Genomic DNA, 25,998 nt, shown 5'->3' with positions numbered 1-25,998 from the left:
AGGGGTGGCACCCCGCCGGGGGTGGGAAACGCCGGAAACTCATCGCCCCGACCGGAGCCGGGGCGATGAATCAAAGCGTCAAGTTTAGTACGTCGCCCCCGCAGGTGGTGCCGCGGCGCAGCAAGCCGCTGGCGTATGGAGCCCGCCAGGGGGCCTCAGCGACCCCAGTAGCCGGGGTGGAAACGCCAGTCGTGACCATGACGCACCCAGTGCGCCGGCCGATAGTGATGGCCGGGGCGAACCACCACCCAGGAACCGCCGACCCACACATGACGGTGGGCGCGCGGGCTCCAGCGCCAGTAGCCGGGAGCCCACACGTAGCCACGGCGCGGCGGCGGTACCCGCTCGAAGCGCGGGGCAGGCGGCGCGACACCGATCTGCACGCCCACCGCCACTTGCGTCCGGGCGGCGGCGGGTGGCGCGTAGGTGGCGCCGGCGAAGGTCAGGGCCAGTCCGGCCAGCAGGGCAAGGTTCAGTGGGGTACGGGTCATCGGAATCTCCTGGTCTTGGCCGAGTCGTCGGTCGGCAGTCAGGGAAACGATGGCCGCGCTGCGCAGTTGACCCGCCTGCCTCAGGCCGTTCAGCTTGCGCCCGGCCTGCCCGCGACTACGGCCGGCAGGCGGGTGCGTGGCCACCGCTGCGAGCCTGCTGATACACCGGCAGCAGCTGCTGCGCCTGCCGGTCCAGTGCCTGCGCACGATTTCCCGGCGCAGGATGGGTGGACAGGAACGCCGGCGGCTTGCTGCCACCTTGCGCGCCCATTTTGTCCCACAGCGTCACCGCCGCCCGCGGGTCGAAACCGGCCTGCGCCATGTAGCGCTGGCCCAGCGTGTCGGCCTCGCTCTCCTGGGTGCGCGAGAACGGCAGCAGGATGCCCACCTCGGCACCGATGCCCAGCGCGGCGGCCGCATAGCCGGCATTGGTGCCGCGGGTGCCGGCGTAGATCGTGCCGGCCGCCACCGCGGCCTGGGTCGCCATGTTGTCGGACACCCGCTCCGCACCATGCCGCGCCACCACGTGTGCCAACTCATGACCCAGCACCGTGGCCAGCTGATCCTGGTTGCTGGCCAGCTTGAACATGCCCTTGTTCACGCCGATGCGGCCGCCGGGCAGGGCGAACGCGTTGGCGGTGTCGTCGTCGACGATCTGCACCTCCCACTGCTGGGTGTTCCACGGCGGCGGCAGCACCGCGATCAGCGCGTTTGACACGCAGGTGGCATAGGCGCGCTCGCGCGGCGCGTCGACGAACTTGCCCTGCTTGCGCATGTCGTTGAACGCGGTCAGCCCCATCTGGCTCATCTGGCTGTCCGACACCATCATCAATTGCGAGCGGCCGGTGGGCGAGGTGGCGCAGCCGGCCAGCAGCGTGGCGGCCAGCGCGGCGAGCAGATGGCGGTATTTCATGCGTGATCCCCCGAGGACGGTCGTGTTCCGAGCATAACCGCAGGAAATCACGGCCGGGATCAACATCGCGTTGATGAAATGCACGAACGATCGTGCTATTTTCCGTCGCATGACCACCGCCACCCAGCCCCGCAAACGCGCCACCACCCGCGAAACCATCCTCGACCACGCCTACGCGCTGGCCCGTCGCGACGGGCTGGAAGGCCTGTCGATCGGCGGCCTGGCCGCCGATGTGGGCATGTCGAAGAGTGGCGTGTTCGCCCACTTCGGCTCGCGCGAAGAGCTGCAGCTGGCCGTGCTCGACACCGGCCGCAACCGCTTCGTGAGCCAGGTGCTGATGCCCGCCCTGAAACAGCCACGCGGCCTGCCGCGGCTGCGGGCGATCGTGGCGAACTGGTTCGCATGGGCGCGTGAGCACCAGAGCGGCTGCGTGCTGCTGTCCGCCGCCAGCGAATACGACGGTCGCGACGGCGCGCTGCACGACGGCGTGGTGCGGCAGCAATCGGGCTGGCGCGACGAGTTGCAGAAGGCGATCGCCCAGGCGGTCGAACTGGGCCACCTGCGCAGCGACACCGAGGTCGCCCAGCTCGCCTTCGAGATCTACGCCCTGATGCTCGGCCTGCACCACGACGCCGGGCTGTTCGGATTCGACGAAGCCGGCCAGTGCACCCGCGCGGCCTTCGAGCGCCTGTGGCGCAGCTGGCAAACCTGAGGCAAGCCCCATGTCCACCGTCATCGACCGTCTCAAGCTCACCACCGTGCGCACCGGCTTCGCGCTGGGCGGACGGATCGCGCCGAAGCGCACCGTGAACCGCGCCGCGCGCCTGTTCGCCACCCCGTTCGCCAGCAGCCGTGTTCGCGCCGAAGCGGTGCAGGGCGATGCGCAGATGCAGCGCGGCGAGTTGCAGATCCGCGGCGAATCCATCGCCACCTACGTGTGGGGCGATCCCGCGACCCAGCCGTACGCACTGCTGGCGCATGGCTGGTCCAGCTTCGGCCTGCGCTTCCTGCCGTGGGTGGCAGGCTTGCGTGCGCTGGGCTTCGCCGTGGTCACGTTCGACCAGCCCGGCCACGGCCACAGCAGCGGCAAGCTGTGCACGCTGCCCGAATTCACCGCCACCATCCACGCGATCGGCGAACACTACGGCCGCGCCGCGCTGGCCGTCGGCCACTCGCTGGGCGGTGCCGCCGTCACCTTCGCCCAGGATGAGGACTGGCATGCCGATCGGCTGATCCTGGTGGCGCCCGCGGCCGACATGAAGGCCGCGGCCAGCCGCTTCTTCCGCTTCGTGCGCCTGGGCGAACACCTGCGCCAGCCGTTCTACGACTGGCTGCTGCGCCGCACCGGCGTCAGCGTCGAACAACTGCAGGTGCATCGCCGCCTGCCTGCGCTGGGCCAGCCCGCACTGATCGTGCACGACCTCGACGACGCCGACGTGCCGTGGGGCGAGGGCGAACGCTACGCACAGTTCTGGCCCGGCGCGCGACTGTTCACCACCCAGGGCCTGGGCCATCGCCGCGTACTCGATGCGCCGGAAGTCATCGACGCCGCGCTGGCCTTCGTGCGCGGCGAGGACGTGGGTACGCGCGTGATTGGCAGTCCCAATCTGGCGCTCTGCCTCTAGCCATTCCCGCCAGCGACTCCTTCGCCTCCAGGCCCTCCCGGTTGCCGTCATTCCCGCGAAAGCGGGAATCCACCTTCGGCTTTGCGAGAAGCCAATGGATTCCCGCTTTCGCGGGAATGACGACCGTGAATCCCCACGCACGCGTCGATGGCAAGGGTCGTTACAGCCGCATGTCCGTACGCCAAGGTACGCCGGCAATCCCGCGAGCCCGCCGTCGATCCACTAGAATCGACGGGTTCAAGCATCGATGCCGGAGTTGCCATGAGTTCCCCCGCCAAGCACGTTCCCGCCAGCGCCCCCCAGACGGAAACCACCCCGCTGCGCTTCGTCACCGCCGCCAGCCTGTTCGATGGCCACGATGCCGCCATCAACATCATGCGGCGGATCATCCAGTCGCAGGGTGCCGAAGTGATCCACCTGGGCCACAACCGCTCGGTCGAGGACGTGGTGCGCGCCGCGCTGCAGGAAGACGCCGACGCGATCGCGCTGTCGTCCTACCAGGGCGGCCACGTCGAGTACTTCAAGTACATGGTCGACATGCTGCGCGAGCGCGGCGCCGGCCACGTGCGCGTGTTCGGCGGCGGCGGCGGCACCATCACGCCGGAGGAAATCCGCGAACTGCAGGCCTACGGCGTCGAGCGCATCTACCATCCGAACGACGGCATGAAGCTGGGCCTGGTCGAGATGATCGAGGACGTGATGAACCGCACCCGCGCCGCGGTCGACCAGCGCGTCGAAACCGCGGCCAGCAAGGTCGACGTCGACGACGAAATCTCCATCGGCCACATGCTTTCCACCATCGAGGAAGGTCGCCTCGGCGACGCCGAGCTGGAACGCCTGCGCAAGGAATGGAAGCTGGCCGGCAAGCAGACCCCGGTGCTCGGCCTCACCGGCACCGGCGGCGCCGGCAAGTCGTCCGTGGTGGACGAACTGCTGCTGCGCTTCCTGCACGCCTTCCCCGAAATGCGCATCGCCGTGCTCGCCGTCGATCCCACCCGTCGCCGTTCCGGTGGTGCGCTGCTGGGCGACCGCATCCGCATGAACTCGTTGAGGTCCCATCGCGTCTACATGCGCTCCATGGCCACCCGCCGCCAGCACGCCGCCACCAGCGTGGTGCTGCACGACTGCATCGACTTCCTGAAGAGCCAGCCGTACGACCTGGTGATCGTCGAGACCGCCGGCATCGGCCAGAGCGATTCGGAAATCGTCGACCTGGTCGACTTCCCGGTCTACGTGATGACCAGCGACTACGGCGCCGCCAGCCAGCTGGAGAAGATCGACATGATCGACTTCGCCGAGCTCATCGTGCTGAACAAGTTCGACAAGCGCGGCGCCGAAGACGCGCTGCGCGACATTCGCAAGCAGTGGAAGCGCAACCGCACCGCGTTCACCGTCAAGGACGACGACGTGCCGGTCTATCCCACCATCGCCAGCCAGTTCAACGATCCGGGCGTGACCTGGATGTTCACCAATCTGTGCCGGTTGATGCGCGAGAAACTGCATCTGGGCGCTGTGGAACCCTCCCCTTCCAGGGGAGGGCAGGGTGGGGTAGCCCCAGCCGAAGCCGGATGCAACTGGACCCCGCAACTCGACACCACCCTCAAGGAACCGCGCGCCACCGTCCTGATCCCCGGCGCCCGCGTGCGCTACCTCGCCGAGATCGCCGAGCAGGGCCGCGCCATCAACAAGGGCATCGAGACCCAGGCCGAATTCGCCAGCAAGGCGCAGCACTACTACGAGTCGCTGAAGGAACTGGGCGACGACAAGCTGCCGCGCCCGCTCGACCTGTACAGCAGCGCCGATTTGCATCCCTCTCCCTCCGGGAGAGGGACCGAGGGTGAGGGTACGGCCGGAGCGCGAGATTCCAACCTGACCCCGAACCCTCACCCCCAACCCCTCTCCCAAGGGGAGAGGGGAGAAAGCAGCGTCGACCGCAGCCTCATCACCCTGCGCCAGCGCTACAACGCGGCGCTGAAGGAACTCAGCCACGAAGCGATTCACCAGCTGCGCGAATGGCCGGCGCTGTATCAATCAGTTACCGCCGACGTCAACGAATACAAGGTGCGCGACAAGGTCATCCGCGTCGACAACTACCGCGAATCGCTGAGCCACCAGAAGATCCCCAAGGTCGCCCCGCCCAAGTCCAAGGACTGGGGCGAGCTCGTCACCTTCCTCGGCAAGGAAAACCTGCCCGGCCACTACCCGTACACCGGCGGCGTCTATCCGTACCGCCGCAGCGGCGAAGATCCCACCCGCATGTTCGCCGGCGAAGGCACGCCCGAGCGCACCAACCGCCGCTTCCATTACCTGAGCCAGGGCGGCGCCGCCACGCGCCTGTCCACCGCGTTCGACTCGGTCACCCTGTACGGCGAGGACCCCGCGCCGCGCCCGGACATCTACGGCAAGATCGGCAACTCCGGCGTCAACATCGCCACGCTCGACGACATGAAGAAGCTGTACTCAGGCTTCGACTTGAGCGCGCCCAGCACCTCGGTGTCGATGACCATCAACGGCCCCGCGCCGATGATCCTGGCGATGTTCATGAACACCGCCATCGACCAGAACGTGGAGAAATACCTCAAGGCCGACGACGCCCGCTGGGCGGAAGCGGAGAAGAAGATCGCCAAGCTCTACGAAGGCCGCCAGCGCCCGCAATACCTGGGCGAGCTGCCCAAGGGCAACGACGGACTGGGGCTAGGCCTGCTCGGCGTGTCCGGCGACGAACTGGTCGATGCCGAAACCTACGCGCGCATCAAGACCGAAACCCTGACCCAGGTGCGCGGCACCGTGCAGGCCGACATCCTCAAGGAAGACCAGGCGCAGAACACCTGCATCTTCTCCACCGAATTCGCGCTGCGCATGATGGGCGACATCCAGCAGTACTTCGTCGACCACAAGGTGCGCAACTTCTACTCGGTCAGCATCAGCGGTTATCACATCGCCGAAGCCGGCGCCAACCCGATCAGCCAGCTCGCCTTCACCCTGAGCAACGGCTTCACCATCGTCGAGTACTACCTCGCCCGCGGCATGAAGGTGGACGACTTCGCGCCCAACCTCAGCTTCTTCTTCTCCAACGGCATGGACCCGGAATACACCGTCATCGGCCGCGTCGCTCGCCGCATATGGGCCCGCGCCATGCGCGAGCGCTACGGCGCCAGCAGCCGCAGCCAGATGATGAAGTACCACATCCAGACTTCAGGCCGCTCGCTGCACGCCCAGGAAATCCAGTTCAACGACATCCGCACCACGCTGCAGGCGATGTACGCCCTGTTCGACAACTGCAACTCCCTGCACACCAACGCCTACGACGAGGCGATCACCACGCCCACCGAAGAAAGCGTGCGACGCGCCGTGGCGATCCAGATGATCATCAACAAGGAACTCGGCCTCAATTTCAACGAGAACCCGTGGCAGGGGAGTTACGTGGTCGACACGTTGACTGACCTGGTCGAGGAGGCGGTGTACAAGGAGTTCGAGGCGATCAGCGAGCGCGGCGGGGTGCTGGGCGCGATGGATACGATGTATCAGCGTGGCAAGATCCAGGATGAGTCGATGTATTACGAGCACAAGAAGCATGACGGGTCGTTGCCGTTGATTGGCGTGAATACCTTTTTGCCGAAGGATCATGCGGGGGAGATTGCTACGGAGATTGAGTTGATTCGGTCAACGGAGGAGGAGAAGGGGGCGCAGATTGCTAATGTTAGGTTGTATGGTGAGGCGCGGAATGCTTTGGCTGGGAATAGTTTGAAGGTGTTGCAGGCGACGGCGCGGGAGAGGCGGAATGTGTTTGAGGAGTTGATTGAGGCGGTTAAGTACAACTCGTTGGGGCAGATTTCGCATGCGCTTTATGAGGTGGGTGGGGAGTATCGGCGGAATATGTGAGGGCGTAATTCGAAAATTCTAAGGGGGCGAGTAATGAGTTCAGAAGACTTGTTGGACCAAACGAACGCGTCGTTAGAGCGTATTCAACGTTTTGACACAAAAACCTTGGCTCGCGTCGATGAGCTGGGCAGGCAGTTGTCGTTCGAAGAGGCGGTGGCGCCAGCACAAAAGCTTGTAGACCTTTTTAAGCGTGTTCCTGCGTCTATATTGGATAGCCTTGTCGATTCGCAACTTAACATCATTAAGGGGCGCGCTGACGCTGACTTCAATAGATTTTCTGAAATAATGGAATTTTCCGCTAGTCAAAATAATTCTATTCAAATACGCAGCAACCTGATTCAACAAGTTACTTCTGCATACGATTCTGCATTCCCTGAGTTGTGGCAATTTATCGCATTTGGTATTGCGAACAATACAGACTCCGCGTCATTGGAGAGCAGGGCGCGATCGGTTCTTCAGGATATTGAGGATCGAGCAAATGCCGTCACTAGCGAACTCGCGGCCAAAGAAACTAAAGCAGAGGACATGTTAAAGAATATTCAAGCGGTTGCGGCAGAACAAGGAGTGTCTCAGCAGGCGGAGTTCTTTAAAAGGCGAGCGGACGATCATCAAGGGCAGGCTCGTTGGTGGAGGAATGCGACAGCGACTTCCATTGTGGTGACGATTATATTTGCTGTATTTTCAGCTCTCGCATTCAAATTTTCATGGCTAAAGGTGGATAATCAATTCGACGCCATCGAATTCGTAACAGGAAAAATCCTGGTCTTTGTTACGCTTGCTGGTGTGATCACGCTGTGCGCGAAAAACTTCTTGGCTCACCAACATAACGTGGTATTGAACAGGCATAGACAGACGGCCCTTCAAACATATCGTGTGTTGGTTGATGCTGGCACCACTTCAGGCTCGCAAGACATCATTTTAGCTTATGCTTCTTCATGCATTTTTGGTTCCCAAGACACGGGATTTGCAAAAGAGGGGGCGGATGGTGGCGTGAACAAGTCTGTACTTGAGTTGATGACCAAATCGACGTCGAGCGGTGGGTCTCACTAACGAAGTCTCTTAGTCATTCGTAGAAAGGGTGCCAGCACGCAAACAGGTATCAGAGTGCACATTCTGAAAAGTCGACTCTGGAAGGGGTAAGGAAATCAGACAAATTATTGATAAGAAAGTAGCTAAATATGTCTCATAAGCTAGGTTGTGTTAGTGAGAGCAATGAGTTCGGCTCACTCCTACGCACGAAAAGTATCAGTCAAATTGCACTTTTTGGGAGGGCAATGTTGATTTGCATGAACTCTTGGGACTGATCTAATTCGGTGCTTTTGTTACGTGAGGGAATTTGATATTTGCCTTATCCCCTTTTAGGTGAGATGTCTATGTTCAGGAGTTTACTTGTTCCAAGTTTGGCGTTAATTCCAGTGTTGGCGGCGTTTTTCGGGGTTGCACATTGGTATCCAGATCTTCTCTCCGGCAATCACAGTACCGCCTTTTCTACAATTGGAACTTTCGTCACGGTGTATGCGACAGTTGTGGCTCTTGTGGAAATTATAAGAGCGAGAGGTATTGCTCAGCAGATATTTGGGGAAGCAGAAAAAGTTTCGGGAGTAATTGCTGATTTTCATATGATACAGGAGGTTGTTGAGTGCCAGGAATTTCTCGGAACGGCAATCTGCGCCTTGGAGGATGAGGTAGCGATCCCGCCGACTGCATTAAATGGAATAATTAAGGTTTACTCGAAAACATTTCGTGATCAGCTTGCCGATGGTGAATCTTTGCATTCTGAATGTCGGGCTCGTTTGTATGCATACAAGAGTTCCGCCAAAGATAAGCTGCTGCGTCAGAATACTTTAGTAGCGTTGCGAACGATTTTGGGCCACTTATCCGAATTGGCCGGCCAGAGATCCTCGGCAGTTAAGGATCAACTTATTGGGGAGAAACCAGTATGATCCCGAGAATATTGGGCTCGTTCTTTAGTAGACTTTTTCGAGCCACGAATGAAGGTCGCCTTCATTGGAAAGGGGCTAGCGAAAGTAGCTATTTCTGTGTCCAGAATGGTACGACAGTGACCGTTAGCTATCACTTCGATCACGATAGAGAGATGGCATCTTATCATCTATACATTGTCAGTGCGGATGGGGACGAAACGGGCTTTTCTTGTAATCAGTATGAGGTTGAAGATTATGAGGAAATGCGAATGCTATTTGAAGCGGCTAGCGCAAGTGCATTTTTTCCTGATAAGTCTTTAGATAGTTTTTTTGAAGGTATTTAAAATCCCCAAAAGGGGACGGAGGGAATTAAGGAAGAAAAACGGGGTCAGGTTCACTTACAGTCGTTTGAATTGCGAGAAACGGGGTCAAGAAACGGCGTCAGGTTCACTTAGAGTCGTTTGAAGATGTGTGATCTAAAGAGGCAGTAACATTATTTGCAGAGCCCAAATGTCTCTCACGCGTTCGTCGGAAAAAAGCTTCAGGACGAGGAGGATCTCATGTACGAGACTGTGGAGGATTTGGCGCAAAGACTTGACATGCCAGTGGACAAGTTACTTGCCGATCTTCAGAGCGCTGGTCTGCCTGTCTCGAATGTACATGACATCGTTAGTCAGTCGGACCAGGTCAAATTGCAGCGTTACCGAGAAGCGAAAACGGGGTCAGGTTCACTTACAGTCGTTTGAATGTTTGTGAGATAGCTGGTGTGACGGCCTGACGCGCACAAATCCTTGTATGGGAAAGCAATGCCCCCTTTGGTAAGTGAACCTGACCCCGTTCTTCACATAAATAAGGAATTGGCGATGAACGAAAATGAGTTTGAAAGCGGCTGTTCGTACCTGATGATTCGCTGTCCCGTAGATGCATTCGTCATTGTCGACGGAGTATCCCTAGGGGAAGTTTTCGCCAATATCTTCAAGCACTTTGAAGTCAATCCCGGGGAACATGTGGTGCAATTGCTGTCACTCGATGGAGCGCTGTCATGGGAGGGGCAACGCCACATTCCACCAGGCGAACAAATCGTAATTGAGCCAAGTCTACTGCCCACGGACAAATCTATAGGTGTTCCCGGTAAAACTACGGACACGCGAGATGGGAAGGTTTATTCGACCGTTTTGATTGAGGGCAAGGAATGGTTCTCGCAGAACTATGCGTTTGATCACCCTGGTAGCTCGGCACCAGGGAATTCTGTTTCTCAGATAGCTGCTAATGGTCGAATATACCCTTACAATTTGGCATCCCAACTAGCCCCGAATGGTTGGCGTCTTCCCACCGAAGCTGATGTACTGGCCTTACTTTCGCTTTATAAAGATCCAATAGATGACCTTCTTGCGGGTGGTAAATCTGGATTAAATATAACGCTTCCCGGATGTAGAGATTTTGCTGGAGGTTTTGGCGGGATTGGAAATTCTTGTTTGATCTGGACTAGTACTGTCGGCTCACCGTGGCGTGATGTAACAGGAAAAGCGCATCCCACGCAGAAGTACCTGGCGTTTGATCTACAAAAAAAATCGGTTTACATCGAGGAATTTGTCGGCGCTCAGTGGAATTCCGTAAGATACGTCCGGCAGACATAAGGAGCAAAAGAGGAAAAAGGGGTCAGGTTCGAATGGCACTTACTTAAGCCTCTTCGGATGGCCAAATCGTCGTATTTTTTCGCGTGCTTTGCCAAACGAAAGGGGACGGAGGGAATTAAGTCGCTGTAATTGCCTACGCGCCCGTTGATTACTTATTGTGTGAGCACCGGTTTTAGCCTTGAATCGTATGAATGCAAAGATCATCAATATTCATTGCAATAAGTGCAGTGGAGAACGGCGCCACGCCCAAAAGGGGACGGAGGGAATTAAGCTCCGTCCAGTTGACTATCCGGGCTTCGCGGTCTGCCGCGGTTCCTGAGTTTGACCGGGCGTCCGAGCGCCTTTTCCACCATGGCTTGGAACTTGGTGTCGCCGAGCGCGCGTTCCTGTTGAAGGTGCGCGCGGATGTTTTCCAGCTCGTCGTCGCCGACGCCTTCGCGGAGCCGAATTAAAGGGGACGTGGCCAATTAAATGTCTTCTTGGCTGCTTGTGCGCGGTGGTCGGCCGCGCGGGCGGCACACGGCAGGGCGTCCGAGTGTGGTTTCCATCATGCGCTGGAAGCGCTCGTCACCAAGGGCGCGTTCCTGGCTGGCGTACGTACGCAGGTGCTGCAGGTCATCCGGTGCAATGCCTGCGTCCAGCCATTGTTGGTAGGCGTCAGCGCGTTCGCTTGGGTCACGTCCCATCGCGAGGTAGAGCGGGTGCGGCGTGATCAGCGGGTCGCAGGCTCGGGCCAGATGCGTGTGCACACTCGACCAACGATAGTCTTGCGGCGCCCCAACCATGGCGGCGCGCACCGGGTTGCATCCTGCCGCGCTTCAAAACAACGAAAATTGCCAGCATGCCCAACGCCTCTCCGCATCAGCACATCCATACGGATATCTACCACGCGAACGTCGTGGCCGAGTTGGCCGGCGCGGACGATACGTCGGATGCTCAGGAACTCCGTGGCATCTTGCGGTCGATTTCCGGTCGACTGATGCGCGGCCAATTTGTCTATTGAGGCACGCCATGCAAATCTGGAATTGGAGTGGTGCAGCAAACGGGTTCACGACGCTACTGCCGGTGCGGGACGAGGACATCCTGGCTGGTGTGTTCATAGCCGATGGCACGCACAAGACATGGGATATCCGACCCCAGGTCACGCCAGGTATCGAGCGGGACAAGAAGAAGCAACACCCGCTGGGAGACCTGAGCTTCGTGATGGGCGCGAGCGTCGTCTTGAACAGAAAGGCCTATGAGGCGCTCAAAAGCTTTCTTGAGCCGTTCGGTCAGTTCCTGGAACTCGACATGGTCGACGAGACGGGCCTCGGTGGCGGCGACCAGCGTCTGTACTTCTACAACGTCACAAACGTCGTTCAGTGCATCGACTTCGATCGCTCGGAGACCGAGGGCAAGAAGGTCATCAAGCCAGCCTTCCTGCCGGACTCCGTACCGCTCAGCGCACAAGTGTTCAAAGACCCGTTGCGGAAGAAAATGGACATCTATTTGAACGAGGCGGCGCACGCAGAGCTGAGCCGTTTGCTGATTGGGGCGGGACTTCGTGGATCAACCTTGACGCGGGTGTGCTGAGACGCCAACGGGGTCCGGGCAACCAAGAACTAACGGGTTACCATTTCGCCGCCGGGGTCAATAGGCCCGCACTTGCTCTTCTCCGGTGATCGCGAGGAGCAAGTGCCCGTCTTGCCGCTGACCACCCGCCGCTGTGTTTCATGCGGCGCGAGGATCGCGCCATATGAAAGGGGATGTGGCTAATTGAATTCACTCATGGCTGCCCGCCCGCGGTGGCCGCCCACGCGGGCGACATACCGCAGGGCGTCCGAGGGTGCTTTCCAGCATGTGCTGGAAGCGCTCGTCACCAAGGGCGCGTTCCTGGCTGGCGTGCGCGCTCAGCTGCTGCAGGTCGTCGGGCGCGATGCCTGCGTTCAGGCATTGCTGATAGGCACGGGCGCGTTTGTTTGGGGTACTTCCCATCGCGAGTGCCACAAGATCGGCGGGCGCCCGTCTCGCCTGTATCGTCCTCGAACATCGCACTTCGCGGGAGCTGACCGACCGCGCATGCCAGCAGGTGAACCTGACCCGTTGGCAGACCTCGTTGGCGAGACCCCATTGGCGCGGGAAAGCGAAACCGACCCCGTGCGGTTTGACCCGATCTTCCGCCCCCCATGATCAGACGCGGTTTTTCCTTGATCTGGTCGCGCTTCCTGTTCGTGCTCGTGCAAAAATCAGGCAGGACACTCCAGGGGGCGGCAGACAGTGAGAATGCTTCAATCGGGCGCTTGCGCCAATTGCGATCGCGCCATCGCCGGTCCTGACCAGAAATTCTGTCCCACCTGCGGCCAAACCACGCCCGCACATCGCATCGATTGGCATTTCCTCGGGCATGAGCTGGAGCACAGTGTGCTGCACATGGACCGGGGCATCTTCTATTCGCTCAAGGAGCTGATGCTGCGGCCGGGCCATTTGATGCGCGACTACATCGAAGGGCGGCGCGCCAACCAGGTCAAGCCGATGTTGCTGTTGATGATCTCGGCGGCGCTGGTGGTATTGCTTGGCAGGTTTCTGCTGGGCGGCGATCTGATCGGCCCCTCCCTGCAGGCTGGCGCCGGTTATGTGGAGGGCTCCAGCGTCGGGGTTGAGGGGGGCGCAGCGGCTGCAGCGTCGGCCAAGACCGCCGTTGCGGTGAAAGACTGGATCAATGCACACCTCGCCGCATTTACGCTTCTTCTCCTGCCGTTTCAGGCCGGGGCCTTCTGGCTGGCCTTCAAGGGCAGGGGGCTGAACTATCCCGAATGGCTGGTGATCTCCGCCTTCCTGACTGTGCAGACGTTCATCTTCATGGCGGCTGCCGTACTCGTCCAGAGGTGGCTGCCAAGCGCGCAAATGTGGGTCGTTCCCTTTGCCTTCCTCTATCTGGTCTTTTCATTGGTGCAGTACTTCCAGAGCTCCTCGCGCTGGAAGACCGCGCTGCGCGCCTTGCTGGGCTTCATCCTGTTCACGGTGGTCAGCTCCCTGATCTCTGCTGCCGCGGGGTTTGTATTGGTCTCCATGTCGATGCATGGCTAAAAGGGAAAACGCGCCAGGGACGACTGGCACCGACCCAAGCTCGTCATCACCTTTGTTCTGTCATCCAGGAAGATGGCGCATCGATGGAGTCCGGGCCGAGCAGTGATCCGGTTCATTTGATCTCAGACTCTGCCCTGGTTCTGCTTTCATTTTTGCTGTTCTTCAAAGGCCGCTCCGGATAAGCGTGCCGTCCTCCAACTGCAGCACTTTCGGGTTCCAGACGACGGTGAACCGCTCAGGCGTGTCCATGAAGGCGCGTTGTTCGTCGCTCACGCGCTGATGGGGATTGGCACAGCGGATTTCCGTGCGGCTGGCCGGATCGATCCGGTCGTGTGGTCCGGTATCGACCCAGCAAAGATCCAGCGGCATGGTTGCGTCACGACTCCTTGCCTCGAGCGCCCCCTCCACGGCAACGATCGCCTTGCTGCCGAGATTGTGCAGTGACACGGTGACGACGAAGATCGTGGCCTGGTCGCTCGGCAGGGCCGACTTGATGCCGTCGATCGGCGCGACCGGCGCGACCATCTGGCGTGGCGACAGGATTTCGGTGCGCTGGACATCCGCTTCGACGATGGCACGCAGGGGCGCCATCGCTTCGTCACGCGCGGAGGCCTGCTCTGCCGCCACCGCATCGCGCGCATCACGCTTGACGTCCCAGGCTTTTTCCAGGGCGATGGCTTCGGCAAAGTTGCGGGCGGTGAGTGGCTGGTCGGGGTCCGCCATCGACGGCAACAGGACATCGCCATGGCTGCGTTTGACATAGGCTTCGACCAGGGCGCGATCCTCGGCCTTCAATCGCTGCAGCGCAGGTTCCACTGTCGATAGGTCGCCTGTTCCGAATGGCAGCGAGGTGCGTAGCGGATCGTGGCTGCGATGAACGAAGAAGGCCAGCAAGGCGATGGCACCGAAGGCACCGACGATTCGTGTAAGGCTCAACGGTTCAATCCCCTGACGTGATGTGGCAATGATAGTGAGCGCTTCATGTGCGGGAAACGGCAAGGACAGCGGGGCAGGTTCACTTGCAGCCATTTGAACCGCAGCATGGCGGTCTGTGCGCAGGCGTGCTCTTCGGGTCAACTGGAGGCATTTGCCTCTAGCGCCTTCTTCAGAAGGGCGTCATAGAGTTCGAGCCGGAAGCGCTGGCTTAGCATTAGCAGGCAAAGCCAGTAGAAGAGCATCAGTCCCGTGAACAGGATGATCTGCGTCCAGCTAGGATGCGGCGGCCATTGCATGTCCTTGAACTGGACGACGAGGGCCGCGACGACGGGCAGTGCGCCGAGCCTCTCGATGCCGCCGGTCATCAGAGGCAGCTTGGTGCGAAAGCGTTCAACCCGGTGAGTGGCGAACGAGCTCATTGTCTGGAGGCGCGTCCGTGGGAACGAGCGCAGCCACGCCACCAGGCTGTCGTGGTGCGGCAGGTCGAAGTCCAACGTTTCGGCGTACTCCCGGCGCTGGTTGGCAAAGGTGAGCGTGAGGCTTGGTAGCTGTGCCGTGATCACCACGATCAATCCGCCGATTTCGACGGCTAGCAACGCGAGCAAGACGAAAACCACCCACGGCTCATTGGCCGCAATCTTCCCAAGGAGCAAGGCCGATATGCCCGAAACAGCGACAAGCGCGTTGCCCCACCGCACACTGCGGGTAGGCATGATTTGGTAGGAAGGGTGCTCGGGCTGCGCTTCTATGCGTTCATCCAGCGAGGCGAACGTGAGTACGGACGCTTCCATGTCGATTTCTCTAAAATTGGCCTGGGCGAGGCACTCAGCATGCCACATGCTTGCGGGCACATTGGCCTGGGAATGCGCCCTGGGTATAGGTCGGGCGCGTGCAGAAAACACAGGGGCCAGGTCCATTTCATTCTGATTTTCGGTTGGCTTGGGTGGCCTCTCCGCGAGGCCTCGCGCCCAGCGCTCGCCAGGTCGGCGCTTCGATTTGCTGCTGAAAGCGTTCGCTGCCCCAGGCACTCCGGTGCTGGGCGTGCCGGCGAAGATCGTCGAGGTGTCCCTCGTCCCTGCGCTAGTGGACAAGGGCGCGACAAGCGGCCTGCCGTGCGTCGGTAGCGCGCATTGAAGCTGCCGACATTGCGGCGACCCACGGCTTGCATCGTATGCGAAACCACACCGGCGCCTGTCGGTGCCACCCGAAGGTGGGGAGGGTGGGCCGTCAGCCTCGTGCCGCCCCGGCATCCCGCCAAGGGGCTGGACTGGAAGATGGCGCATCGGTGAGCATGAACAGCACATGCCTGCCCATCCCACGCCTTCCGAAGAGCTTCTGCAGCTGCTGCCCGACGCGGTGGTGCAGACGGACGCCCTGTGGAACATCACGTACTTGAATCCCGCCTGGCACAAGCTCACGGGCCATGCGGTGGAGGGGGCGCTCGGCCGGTCTCTGCTCGAGTTCGTGCATCCGGACGACATCGGAACCTTGAGGTCGGGCATGCCGGTGTTCCGGCTGCGTCGGGCCGACGCGGACTATCGCTGGATGCGTCTGCAGCTCCAGCCGAAGACGGACGCAGCGAGCCGGGTGATCAGCCGCCAAGGTGTTCTGATCGAGCTCACCGAGCTCACCGAGCAGGTGTTGATGGAGGTGCGCCAGCGCTTCCTGCGGTTGCTGGAAACCATCGACGGTGTCGTCTGGGAGGCCGAGCTCGGCGTGGGCAACACGTTCCTGAGCCCGCAGGTCGAGCGCCTTTTTGGCTACTCGGTGGAAGAGTGGCGGTCCGACCCGGGTTTCTGGCGGGCGCATGTGCATCCTGATGACTTGCCGGCAGCACTGGCCATTGACGATGCCGCGTACCACGCGACGCACAGTTATGCGTATGAGATGAGTTACCGGCTGATGGCCAAGTCCGGCGAGGTCATCTGGGTACGCGACCTGTGCCGCGTGGATGTCGACCCCGATCGCCCGACGCGCATGATCGGCCTGATGATCGACGTGACCCGGCAAAAAAGTACCGAGCTGGAGCTGGTGCAATCGGACAACCGCTATGCCCTCGCCACCCGCGGCTCCAATGACGGCATCTGGGATTGGAACCTGCAGACGGGCGTGCTGCATGTGTCCCAGCGCTTCCGCGAGATCGTCGGGCTGAGCGACACCGGCAGCCTGCATGACGACGGCTGGCACTTTCTGCAACAGCTGATTGATCCCGATGACCATGAGCGCGTGCAGACGGCGTACCGCCGGCACCTGTCCGGCCACCGCCCGAACTTTTCAGTGGACTTTCGCGCGCGGCACGGATCGGGGCGATTGGTGTGGCTCAATTGGCGCGGGGTCGCCCAATTCGAGGACGGCATGGCCGTGCGGATGGCCGGGTCACTGAGCGATCTGGCGGAACGGGGCAGCTCGTACGACGCCCTGACCAACCTGCCTGGCCGGCCGTTGTTCCGCGATCGCCTCGAGCACGCCATCGCGCTGCATCAGGACAGTGTTTCGAAGGCTGCTGACGCACTGCCCCGGGGCGACACCACCATGTTTGCCGTGCTGCTGCTGGACCTCGATCAGTTCAAGGCAGTCAACGACACGCTGGGACACCATGTGGGTGACCAACTGCTGCAGCAGGTGGCACGCCGGCTCGAGTCCTGCGTGCGTGCGGTTGATCTGGTCGCCCGCATGAGTGGCGATGAGTTCAACGTACTGCTTGAGTCTGTCGATCATGCCGGGGCAGCCGAGCGGGCCCGACAGATGGCCGCCGCCCTCGCGGCGCCCTATCGGATCGGCCCGCACGCCGTGACCTGCAGTGCAAGCATCGGGGTGGTCAGCAGCCAGGCCGGCTTCGCCACCACCGATGGCTACCTGCGCGCGGCGGACGCCGCCATGTACCAGGCCAAGAGCCATGGATTGGGCGTGTGCGTCTTTTCGGAAGAAGGCGACCCGGGGAAAGGCACCGGGTTCACCTGATCGTGCACGGGGTCTGACGCGAACTCACGACGAGCGGCCTGTCGCACTCCGGCCTGCCTTCGGGCTCTACCTGAGCGGCGGCGTCCATGCACGGCGCGCCTGCTCTTTGGCGTTCTCGGTGATGTTGTCGCCATGCGACAGCACGATGCTGTCGAAATCCCAGGCCAGGATTTTTTCCAGCGAAGAACGTGCCGCCACCTTGTCGCTCCAGCCGAGCCGGTACTCGGGCGCCGGTCGGGGCTTGTTCCACATGCCAAAGAGCTTGAACCAGGCCTTTACCTGCCAGCTGACGTCGGCGGTCCTGTCCGTGAAGTTTTCGATGGCGTCCACCAGCAGCAGGGTCTTGCTTGGCCTGTGCAGCATGGCCACTTCCCACATGAAGCGGCAGCCGCGGATGAGCACCTGGTCCATCGTGCCGCCCCATTCCGTCGGCGGTCGGTCCCCCAGCATCCAGTCGAAACGCAGGCCTGGAACCTTCCGTTCGACACCGGGGCAAAGATAGGTCCGGGCCGCAGGAAAACGGGCCTGCGCCTTCGCCACGTACATGTGGTGAAACGATCCCGGGGCAACGATGCTGCTGACCGGGCCCAGCCGTGCAATCGCGTTCGCGGTCGCGTCATCCATGTCGCAGGGCGAGTGCAGCATCAGGGCGCCGCCTGTCAGGCGGAGGACGCTCATACGAGCATTGAAACGGCACCCGGCGTAGTTGACGGGATAATCGAGCAGCCAGATCTGGTCCGGAATGAATTCAGTCAACTGCATGGGCATCGTCAACCGTTGCGCAGACAGGCTGCAGGTTGCAGGGACCGAACCCCCAACGTGCCGGGGACATTCGCGCGCCCGCAGCGACGCCGGCTGTCGACAGCAGGAGCTGCTCGAAGCCGGAGTCGCGGGAAAATGTACCCGGAAATGGCGTCGGGGAAAAACGCCGGTGAAGGGCGCGGCCCGCTGGACTGCCCGGACCGCGTCAGTGCGAGTCCGGCGGCACGGCCCGCAGCAGCTGGTGTAGTGCCGGATTCCACAGTGCCCAGTTGTGATGCCCGGGCAGCATGCGCACGTGGTCGGCCGGCAACTGCGGACTCATCAGTTCGATGCCCCCACGGAAGCGTTCGTTCGCGCCGTAGGCCAGCCACACCGTCTGCGTGCGGGCGGGAACTCGTGCCCATTGCTTGAGATGGCGCCATAGTTCGCGCTGGAACGTGCGCGGCCCCATCGGCTGCACCGGCCCCGGGTTCCATGCGGACAGCCCCCCGGCGGCGCGGATCTCCTGCTGGATCGCGTGGTCTCCCAGGTACGGCGACAGCAGCAGCATGCCGTCGAGCTGGCCGGGATAGGCCTGGTCGTACAGCAGCGCACCCAGGCCGCCCAGCGAGATGCCGGCCACCCAGACCTGGCGGTAGCCCTGCAACTTCAGTGGCGCGATCACTTCGTCGTGCAGGCGGCGCGCGGCCACGCCGCTGGTGTAGTAGGGCAGGGTGAGGCCGGTGAGGATGACATCGGCGTCGGGCCATTCGCTCTGGATGATCTGCGCCGCGCCCCTTCGTTGCAGGCCGGCAAGGTCGTCGCCGCGGCCGGGCAGCATCACCACCACGCGCCGGTCGTGCGCAGGCAGGACTTGCCGCGCAGCCTCAACCCGTGTGGTGGGCACCGGGCGGGTGGCATCGCCCCGCGCGGAGCAGGCGGCCAGCGCGACCGGCGCCAGCAACAGCAGGATGTTTCGCAACCAGCGAGGCATGGGCGTGGTCCTGGAAGATCGTCGGCGCGGCGCCGACGGCATGGTCGATCTTAGGCCATCGGATGCCTGTGCCGGGCGACCCATCCTGCCAGCGCTTCGCCAGCGGGACGAAGCCGCCGCCGGGCCCGCGCCGGCAGCGATTTTTCCGCTCGACCGAAACGCACGCCAGGGCGTCGCTCAGCGCTGCACGCGGGCACCCTCGCGGGTGCGCCAGTACGAGCCGATGAACAGGGCGGCGAACAGCAGGTCGATGCCGCCGGCGCCCAGCATCAGCAACGACAACCTGTGCTGCAGATACAGCGCCAGAGCGGCGATGCCGAAAGCCAGCTTCTCCAGCGTCGCCGGCAACATCATGGTCCGATGGCGCAGCGGGTCACGCGCGATCAACACGAACGCCCACTGCCAGGCGAGCGCGACGCCGATGAAGCCGTAGTAGTACTCCGCATGCGTGATCGCCGGCGGCTGCATGCGCGCCACCATCGATTCCTGGAAGTACATCGGCAACAGCGCCAGCACGCCGTAAACGGCGGCCAGCATGAATACCCGGCGCGAAAATTTCATGTCCATCTCCCGATGATTGACTGCCGGCAAAGTTCGCCGGTGCGTGCCACCAAAAACGGTTCGGCTTCACTTGCCTCCGCCGGCATTGTCGCGGAGAGGGCGATGGTGCATCAGCCCGTCGGGCTGACCCCGTGCCCTGGTCCGGTGCGGTATCGATTTGACCGACGGTCGCCTGCATGGGCGATCCGGCGTGGACATATTGGCCGATCACCCGCGCGGTAGCGCCCAGGCTCCGCGCGCGATACCAGCCAGCGGCGGAGCGTGCAGCTCTTCCAACAGTGCCTTGTCGACCGGCGAGGGCGCACGGCGGGTCAAGACCGATTCGTTCCTTCCATTCCTGTGGCCCGTTCTTCTTGTCGCGCGGCTGCGGATGGGGCCGCAGGCTGTCAGCCCCGGCACGCCAGGGCGCGATGGTCCATCACCCTGCGCCACAACGGCGGCAGTAGCGCCAGCACGAACATGCTGGCGTAACCGGCTGGCAGCTGGGGGCTGTCCGGATGGTGCAGCAGCGCCTGGTAGCGCCGCCGGGCCTGGGCGTGGTGGTCGGAGTGCCGCTGCAGGTTGAACAACAGCCAGTTGGTATAGCGTTGCGGCGCATTCCACGAATGGCGGTGGGTCACGCGTTCGTAGCGGCCCGGCGCAAGCTCGCGTCGCGACAAGCCGTAGTGCTCGACGTAGTTGATCACCTCCAGCGTGGCTGCAGCGATCACGCCCTGGGCCAGGAAGAACCCCACGGCGGCCCAGCCGCCCCACGCGGCGGAAGCCGCCAGCAACACCAGCCACAGCAGGCTCCAGCGGGCCATCTCGTTGTGCGCCGACCATGGCGACTGGCCGCGTCCGCGCAACCGCGTGGCCTCGAGGCGCCAGGCATTGCGCACGTTCAGCCACAGCGCCCGCGGCACGAACGCATACACCGATTCGCCCAGCCGCGCCGAGGAGGAATCGAGCGGTGTCGCCACGTGCACGTGATGGCCGCGGACATGCTCCACCTTGAAACCCTGGTAGCCCACGCTGGTCAGCAGGATGCCGCCGAGCAACGGCTCCAGGCGTCCGGGTTTGTGGATCAGCTCGTGCGCCGGGTTGATCGCCAGCACGCCGCCGATCACGCCGGTGGAGACCACCCAGCCGAGCCGGCCGCCGATGCCCATGGGCAGATGCAGGAACTGCCAGGTGCACCACGTCAGGGTGCCCAGCCAAAGCGGCAGCACAAGCATGGTGAGGATACGGAAGTAGCGGCGGTGCTCCAGTTGCGTGGCCTCGTCCGCGGTGACCCAGTTGCGGTAGTCGTCGCCACACAGCGCGTCGATCACCGGCACCACTCCGAAGATGAAGAACAGCGGGAACCACGCCGCCAGTTCCGGCGACACGCCCCCGCGCACGAGCGCGACCGCACTCCACGGCAGCAGGGCGGTGGAGAAGGCCAGCAGGAACCCGGCATCTTTTGCACGCATGGGCCCAGTCTACCGATACGCGCCTGGACGGCAACGGCTCCCGCGCAGCGGCAGGGGGCGACGACATCGGTCGGCCGCGCCGACGAACCGGCTGGGACGTGCGTCCGTCGATCGCTGCGCACCCGGTGCCGATCACCGTCATCCAGGGCGACAGCGACTGTCTCGATCCGTCGGCCCACTTGTGGTCCGCTCTGGCCAAGGCGGGACAGATCCGCCTTCGCGTCATCCGTGATGCCGGGCACTGCGCCTGGATCGACCAGCCGCAGGCGTTCGCCGAGGCGCTGCGCGATGGTTTGGACGGCCATTGATGAGAGTACGATCGACGAGACTGGTCGTGCTGCGGCGGAGCGATCGTGCCGCCTCGCCAGCCCCGGCAGGGGATCTCGATCGCTGCGAAAGGGAGTGAGGATGAACGATCTTTTTCCAGAATCACTGCAGCCGGAAGCCATCGGCTTTGGCGCCATTCGTGACGTCGCGCCCGTGTTCTTCGCGCTCTATCCATCCGCCGACGATTTGCCACGAGTGCTTGCGTGGCGGCAGAAGGCATGCCGCCAGCACGGTGTTCCACCGGTCACGTTGCGCCCGGACGATATATTGCACGTCAGTGTTGCGGAGGCCGGCGTGCCCCGGCGGCTGCGAGAGCCGCTGGAAGTGGCCCTGGGTCTGGCCGCGGAGGGCTTTTCGTACCGGCCATTCGAGCTCACCCTTGATGTGCTGGTGGGCGGCTTTGGGCGCGACGGCCGTGCACTCGTGGCGCTGGCGGATGCATCCAGCACGAACAGCGTAAACGGCTTGCGCGTCGCGCTGGCCGATGCACAAAAGCCGTTCGGTCTTTCCGCCAGCCGGGGAACCATCGTCCCGCACCTCACCCTGGGCTATGGCGACGGCTTGCCGGCCGAACGCCGGTCGATCGAACCCGTCAGCTTCCATGTCGAAGCGGTCGATCTCGTTGCCAGCAACGTGGGCAAGTCGGAGCATCTGCATCTGGCCCGTTGGGTTCTGCAGTAACGCGGTCCCTGACGTTTTGCGTCGTGTGACGGGTTCGGATCCTTGTCGTTGATCCTGATCGACCGCGGCGAGCCTTTTGCTCGATACTCCTGCACGGGCTGTACCGCCGTTTCGTGATTTTCGACCATCGAAAGGATTTCCATGGCTTACTCAATGAACCAGGTGGCCCTGTACCTCAACCTCGCTGCCGCACGGGTCAAGGCGGATGGCGACCTGCGTTATCTGATGGGGCCGGGGGCACCGAAGATCAGTGGCGGCGGCAATCTGCAGGAGACGCAGATACTCTTCGTGCGCGATGCGCTGTGGGTCGCCAACAACGACGATGCCGATACCGTGTTGCAGAAAGCCATACTCGAAAAGCTGCTGATCGGGACGCCGGAAGCACTCGTCGAGCATGTCGAGGCCTGCCAGACACGCGTCTTCAAACGCATGAAGCTCGGCACGAAGGAGATTTTCGTGCCGCCGGGTTCACCCGCGGAAATTCTGCTCGCCGAACTTGCCGGCCTCGACGATGCCGGGGGCAAGCGTGACCTGGCCTATCCGCTTGCCCTCGGCGCCTTGCCAGTTGCCGGCAAGAAGCCCGTCGGTTACGCGTTGCAGCCACCGGGCACGGGTACAGCGCCAGCTGTCTCGGGCATCGTTTTTGTCACTGGCAACTACGAAGGTACTGTGGGTTCGGGGGATAACGAGCATGCTGAGCAGAAGCTGCTCGCGGCCTTGAGTCGGGTACCCGACAGTGTGCGCGGCACATTGGCGCTGTATGGTTGCAAGCGGCAATGCAGCGTTTGCAAAAGCGTGTTCGACAAGGCGATCCCGAAAGTCGCGTCGTCTTATCGCTACCTCAATTGCCGCGCCCACGACGACCCCGCGATCGAGAATTACCAGGCGCAGGCGCATCCCTCGGGGATCAAGGCGCTGGATGTCGATCGATACTTTCCGGCGTAGTGCTCGCGGGCTTCAATAGCGACGCCGACCTGAAGGGACATGGCCAATGAAAGTTGCTCGCCACCGCCTGTTCGTGGTGGCGAGCTCCAGTGGCTCCCGGTACTTCCGGCACACTCCCTCGGCCCGCCGTCAGGTCCAGCATTCCGCGCACCGACCACCACGATCCTCTGCGGGGGAGAGACGTCATGCCGACCATGGACCGCCGACAGTTCCTGAAGCTTTCCGCCACGCTGGGCGCGGCGCTGGCCCTGGGTTGCACGCCGTTGCGTCCTTCGTCGAGCGGCTGGCGCGAGCGGCGGGAGGTGTATCCGCAAGGCGTCGCCTCCGGCGATCCGGATGACAACAGCGTCCTGCTGTGGACGCGGCGCCCGTATGCGGATGGGCGCACCAGCGCCACGTTGCGGGTCGAGGTGGCGCAAGACACGGACTTCACGAAGGTGATCGCGACCACGGCGGCGCGGGTGTCGGCCGCATCCGACTGGACCTGCCGGGTGCTGGTTGGCCAGCTGCCGTCGGCCCGCGAATACTGGTATCGCTTCGTGGACGAGGAGGGCAACGGCAGCCGCATCGGCCGCACGATCACGGCCCCCGCGCCCGACGATGCACGGCCGGCGCGCTTCGCCTTCGTCAGTTGCCAGGACGTCTGCGAGGGCGCGCTGAATGCCTACCGGCGCATGATCTTCGAAGACGAGCGCGCCGCGCCCGAGGACCGCATCGGTTTCGTGCTGCACCTGGGCGACTTCGTCTACGAGGTCGTGCAATACCCCGACCAGGTCAGGAACGGCCATCGCTACGACCGCCGCATCACGTTCCCGGTGCACTACCCGACAGGCAAGACGGTCGCCAACAACCGTTACTGGGTGCCGGCCTCGCTGGAGGATTACCGCGCCCTCTACCACGGCTACCTGCAGGACCCGGACCTGCAGGATGCGCGTGCGCGCTGGCCGTTCGTGGCGGTGTGGGACAACCACGAATTCTCCTGGCAGGGTTGGCAGTCGATCCAGGAGTTCCCCGGCACGGAAGGCTGGGTGCCTGCGCAGACGCTCAAGGTCGCCGCCAACCAGGCCTGGTTCGAATACCAGCCCGCGCGCGTTGCGGCGCCCGGCGCCAGCCTGGACAGCTTCGCCGCGCCGCACGTCGTCGATACCCTGGTTACCGAGTTCGACGACGACGGACTGGGGCGCGAAGCCAACAACCTCGCTGCCATCAACAGCCTGATCGTATACCGCGCCCTGCGCTGGGGCCGGCACATCGACCTGATCCTCACCGACCAGCACAGCTTCCGCTCGCGCGACCCGGGGTCGCGCGACGAAATCAACCCGCTGTTCGAAGGCGACCAGCTGGGCTGGGTGCCGGAGGAACTGGCGATGCAGCTCGACGGCGGCCGCGACTACGCCGACGGCCATCCGCCCGCGGAGCTGTCCTTCCGCGGCAAGCGCGTGGCCAACTACCGCGTCCATGAGTCCGCGCAAACCCTGTTGGGCGCGAAGCAGAAGGCCTGGTTCCTCGATCGCCTGCGCGGCGCGCAAGCCACCTGGAAGATCTGGGGCAATTCGCTGGGCACGCCCGACTGGCGCGTGGACCCGCAGCACCTTCCGCCCGCACTCGGCGCGTGGTCCGGCGAAGGTTATGCCGTGATGGCCACCAGCGACTGGGGCGGCGCGTACCACGAACGCGCGGAGATCTTCGATGCCGTGCGCGACTCCGGCATCACTGGCTTCGCCATCGTCTCCGGCGACCGCCACAGCTTCTGGGCCGGCTACGCGGCCAAGGCCCTGCCGCCCGCCGCGTTCGAGCCGGTGGGCGTCACCTTCGTGGGCGGTTCGCTGATTTCACCGGGGATGCTCGAAGCCTCCGAGCACAACCTGAAAAAGGACGATCCGCTGCGTCCGTTGTATGTCGCCAATCCGGGCAACGGACCCACGCAGGCCACCGTCAACCTGCTGATGCATCACGGCGTGCGCTCGGCGCTGGAGTTCGCCAGGAGCGGCGACCTCAAGAAGGCGCACGCCGTCAGCAATCCCGAGCTGGCCCCGCACCTCGCCTTCGTCGACATGGGCGGCCACGGCTACGCGACCATCCGCGTCGACGCCAGCACGATGGCCACCGACTTCGTCTGCATCCCGCGCCCGATCGAGCGCAACCCGAACCCGGACGGCGGGCCGCTGCGCTATCGCATCCGCCACGAAGTGCCGTTGTGGCAGGCCGGCGAGCGTCCGCGGATGCGGCAGACGGTGGTGGAGGGCGATCCGGGCCTGGCGGTGTGAAAGTCCGCATGACAAGACGGAACAGCATGCCGCCGGGAACAACTCCGTAGCTGCCGGTGACTGGTGTTGTCGTGCGGCTCAGTCGCCGATGCGTCGCCAGACCGAGATGGGCACGTCGCCGTCCGGACGCGGCGGCACCCGGTAGCTGAGCGTGTCGCCGCGCAACTCGAAGCTGCGGCTCTGCTGCTGTCCCTCCCAGTTGGGAAAGGAGGCGCCTTCGATGTGGAAGACCAGGTGATGGTCCGGTTCGACCGCGACCGTGCCGTAGTGCGTGCTCGAGCCCATCACGGCTGCCTGGTATTCCTGCGCGGTCGCCCTGGCCTTGCTCGGGTCGGCAAAGCGGGGGCGGTCGCTGCGGTAGAGCTGCAGCGAGTAATGCCCCGCGTGGTCGATCAGCAGCAGGCCTTTCGGCGCATCGCCGTAGTCGCGCGAGCGCGAGCCATCCGGATGCAGCACGTCGGCCGCCACCAGGGTCCAGGTTCCGGCCAGCGAGATTTCGTCATGGGTGTCGATTGCCGGCGTGCCGGCGGAGCAGGCCAGGCCGGGCAGCAGGCAGGCGATGGCGGCAAGACGGGAGAGGCTGCGGTGCGGGTTCATG

The 25,998-nt window shown here is 62.8% G+C and carries 25 protein-coding genes and 1 pseudogene; 15 read left to right on the top strand and 11 right to left on the bottom strand.

Annotation, left to right across the window (positions count from 1 at the left end):
* Positions 1-155 precede the first annotated feature (155 nt).
* Together UU7_RS05215 and UU7_RS05210 are read right to left on the bottom strand one after the other, a co-directional pair.
* Positions 156-491 carry a YXWGXW repeat-containing protein gene (locus UU7_RS05215; RefSeq protein WP_007806056.1) on the bottom strand — a complete coding sequence of 112 codons (336 nt, stop codon included), beginning with the start codon at positions 489-491 and terminating at the stop codon, positions 156-158.
* Between the two features lie 115 nt (positions 492-606).
* Entirely contained in the window at positions 607-1,404 is a 798-nt protein-coding gene (locus tag UU7_RS05210) for a M48 family metallopeptidase (protein WP_007806054.1), read from the bottom strand.
* A gap of 109 nt (positions 1,405-1,513) precedes the next feature.
* Here UU7_RS05210 and UU7_RS05205 point away from each other — a divergent pair, with 109 nt between their 5' ends.
* The 7 genes from UU7_RS05205 (at position 1,514) to UU7_RS17620 (ending at position 10,470) form a co-directional block, all read left to right on the top strand.
* Positions 1,514-2,116, top strand: a complete 603-nt coding sequence (locus tag UU7_RS05205; RefSeq protein WP_007806053.1) for a TetR/AcrR family transcriptional regulator — start codon at positions 1,514-1,516, stop codon at positions 2,114-2,116.
* A 10-nt stretch (positions 2,117-2,126) separates the two neighbouring features.
* Positions 2,127-3,029: an alpha/beta hydrolase gene (locus UU7_RS05200; protein ID WP_007806051.1), complete on the top strand. Its 903-nt coding sequence runs from the start codon at positions 2,127-2,129 to the stop codon at positions 3,027-3,029.
* 261 nt (positions 3,030-3,290) lie between these two features.
* Positions 3,291-6,911 carry a methylmalonyl-CoA mutase family protein gene (locus tag UU7_RS05195; protein ID WP_007806050.1) on the top strand — a complete coding sequence of 1,207 codons (3,621 nt, stop codon included), beginning with the start codon at positions 3,291-3,293 and terminating at the stop codon, positions 6,909-6,911.
* Between the two features lie 33 nt (positions 6,912-6,944).
* The gene (locus tag UU7_RS18260) at positions 6,945-7,961 is read left to right on the top strand and encodes a hypothetical protein (protein ID WP_157581900.1); all 1,017 of its coding nucleotides are present in this window, start codon (positions 6,945-6,947) and stop codon (positions 7,959-7,961) included.
* Between the two features lie 293 nt (positions 7,962-8,254).
* Entirely contained in the window at positions 8,255-8,854 is a 600-nt protein-coding gene (locus UU7_RS18255; protein WP_157581897.1) for a hypothetical protein, read from the top strand.
* A gap of 539 nt (positions 8,855-9,393) precedes the next feature.
* On the top strand, positions 9,394-9,579 hold the full coding sequence (locus tag UU7_RS19140; RefSeq protein WP_425480502.1) for a translation initiation factor IF-2 N-terminal domain-containing protein: 186 nt from the start codon (positions 9,394-9,396) through the stop codon (positions 9,577-9,579).
* 117 nt (positions 9,580-9,696) lie between these two features.
* Positions 9,697-10,470: an FISUMP domain-containing protein gene (locus UU7_RS17620; RefSeq protein WP_162098637.1), complete on the top strand. Its 774-nt coding sequence runs from the start codon at positions 9,697-9,699 to the stop codon at positions 10,468-10,470.
* A 467-nt stretch (positions 10,471-10,937) separates the two neighbouring features.
* Here UU7_RS17620 and UU7_RS18930 read toward each other — a convergent pair whose 3' ends face one another.
* Complete coding sequence (locus UU7_RS18930) at positions 10,938-11,267, bottom strand: hypothetical protein (protein ID WP_238530895.1); 330 nt, start codon at positions 11,265-11,267, stop codon at positions 10,938-10,940.
* A gap of 44 nt (positions 11,268-11,311) precedes the next feature.
* Between UU7_RS18930 and UU7_RS18250 the strand changes: the two genes are divergently transcribed.
* Together UU7_RS18250 and UU7_RS05185 are read left to right on the top strand one after the other, a co-directional pair.
* Positions 11,312-11,473 (top strand): hypothetical protein, encoded by a 162-nt coding sequence (locus UU7_RS18250; protein WP_157581894.1) that lies wholly within the window; start codon positions 11,312-11,314, stop codon positions 11,471-11,473.
* A gap of 8 nt (positions 11,474-11,481) precedes the next feature.
* Positions 11,482-12,042 carry a hypothetical protein gene (locus tag UU7_RS05185; RefSeq protein ID WP_007806044.1) on the top strand — a complete coding sequence of 187 codons (561 nt, stop codon included), beginning with the start codon at positions 11,482-11,484 and terminating at the stop codon, positions 12,040-12,042.
* 189 nt (positions 12,043-12,231) lie between these two features.
* On the opposite strand, the gene UU7_RS17610 is transcribed toward UU7_RS05185, so the two are convergent.
* Positions 12,232-12,444 (bottom strand): hypothetical protein, encoded by a 213-nt coding sequence (locus UU7_RS17610; RefSeq protein WP_238530894.1) that lies wholly within the window; start codon positions 12,442-12,444, stop codon positions 12,232-12,234.
* A gap of 288 nt (positions 12,445-12,732) precedes the next feature.
* Between UU7_RS17610 and UU7_RS05180 the strand changes: the two genes are divergently transcribed.
* The gene (locus UU7_RS05180) at positions 12,733-13,536 is read left to right on the top strand and encodes a DUF3667 domain-containing protein (protein WP_007806042.1); all 804 of its coding nucleotides are present in this window, start codon (positions 12,733-12,735) and stop codon (positions 13,534-13,536) included.
* 162 nt (positions 13,537-13,698) lie between these two features.
* On the opposite strand, the gene UU7_RS05175 is transcribed toward UU7_RS05180, so the two are convergent.
* A complete protein-coding gene (locus tag UU7_RS05175) occupies positions 13,699-14,472 on the bottom strand; it encodes a hypothetical protein (RefSeq protein ID WP_040672866.1) in 774 nt (257 codons plus the stop codon).
* A 137-nt stretch (positions 14,473-14,609) separates the two neighbouring features.
* Positions 14,610-15,263 (bottom strand): hypothetical protein, encoded by a 654-nt coding sequence (locus UU7_RS05170; protein ID WP_007806037.1) that lies wholly within the window; start codon positions 15,261-15,263, stop codon positions 14,610-14,612.
* 511 nt (positions 15,264-15,774) lie between these two features.
* Here UU7_RS05170 and UU7_RS05165 point away from each other — a divergent pair.
* Positions 15,775-17,433 carry a sensor domain-containing diguanylate cyclase gene (locus UU7_RS05165; protein WP_007806035.1) on the top strand — a complete coding sequence of 553 codons (1,659 nt, stop codon included), beginning with the start codon at positions 15,775-15,777 and terminating at the stop codon, positions 17,431-17,433.
* Positions 17,434-17,499: 66 nt separating this feature from the next.
* On the opposite strand, the gene UU7_RS05160 is transcribed toward UU7_RS05165, so the two are convergent.
* The 4 genes from UU7_RS05160 to UU7_RS05145 form a co-directional block, all read right to left on the bottom strand.
* The gene (locus tag UU7_RS05160; RefSeq protein WP_007806033.1) at positions 17,500-18,195 is read right to left on the bottom strand and encodes a DUF4336 domain-containing protein; all 696 of its coding nucleotides are present in this window, start codon (positions 18,193-18,195) and stop codon (positions 17,500-17,502) included.
* A gap of 205 nt (positions 18,196-18,400) precedes the next feature.
* Complete coding sequence (locus tag UU7_RS05155) at positions 18,401-19,168, bottom strand: alpha/beta hydrolase-fold protein (protein WP_007806031.1); 768 nt, start codon at positions 19,166-19,168, stop codon at positions 18,401-18,403.
* Positions 19,169-19,345: 177 nt separating this feature from the next.
* Positions 19,346-19,729, bottom strand: coding sequence for a hypothetical protein (locus tag UU7_RS05150; RefSeq protein WP_007806029.1), 384 nt, complete (start codon positions 19,727-19,729; stop codon positions 19,346-19,348).
* Positions 19,730-20,115: 386 nt separating this feature from the next.
* Entirely contained in the window at positions 20,116-21,180 is a 1,065-nt protein-coding gene (locus UU7_RS05145) for an alkane 1-monooxygenase (protein ID WP_007806027.1), read from the bottom strand.
* Between UU7_RS05145 and UU7_RS18925 the strand changes: the two are divergent.
* From UU7_RS18925 to UU7_RS05125, 4 genes and pseudogenes are all read left to right on the top strand, one after another.
* Positions 21,156-21,488, top strand: a pseudogene (locus tag UU7_RS18925) (alpha/beta fold hydrolase); the annotation flags it as partial. The gene UU7_RS05145 and the pseudogene UU7_RS18925 overlap by 25 nt on opposite strands.
* 100 nt (positions 21,489-21,588) lie before the next feature.
* Positions 21,589-22,188, top strand: coding sequence for a 2'-5' RNA ligase family protein (locus tag UU7_RS05135; RefSeq protein WP_007806023.1), 600 nt, complete (start codon positions 21,589-21,591; stop codon positions 22,186-22,188).
* A 141-nt stretch (positions 22,189-22,329) separates the two neighbouring features.
* Positions 22,330-23,133 carry a hypothetical protein gene (locus tag UU7_RS05130; protein WP_157581885.1) on the top strand — a complete coding sequence of 268 codons (804 nt, stop codon included), beginning with the start codon at positions 22,330-22,332 and terminating at the stop codon, positions 23,131-23,133.
* 185 nt (positions 23,134-23,318) lie between these two features.
* Positions 23,319-25,400, top strand: coding sequence for an alkaline phosphatase D family protein (locus tag UU7_RS05125; protein WP_007806020.1), 2,082 nt, complete (start codon positions 23,319-23,321; stop codon positions 25,398-25,400).
* Between the two features lie 78 nt (positions 25,401-25,478).
* On the opposite strand, the gene UU7_RS05120 is transcribed toward UU7_RS05125, so the two are convergent.
* On the bottom strand, positions 25,479-25,997 hold the full coding sequence (locus UU7_RS05120; RefSeq protein ID WP_007806018.1) for a lipocalin-like domain-containing protein: 519 nt from the start codon (positions 25,995-25,997) through the stop codon (positions 25,479-25,481).
* Position 25,998: the final 1 nt, after the last annotated feature.

This window comes from Rhodanobacter spathiphylli B39, assembly GCF_000264295.1.
Taxonomy (GTDB): domain Bacteria; phylum Pseudomonadota; class Gammaproteobacteria; order Xanthomonadales; family Rhodanobacteraceae; genus Rhodanobacter; species Rhodanobacter spathiphylli.
The sequence above is the reverse complement of the archived record's forward strand: the minus strand, read 5'-3'. Positions and strand labels throughout refer to the sequence as shown.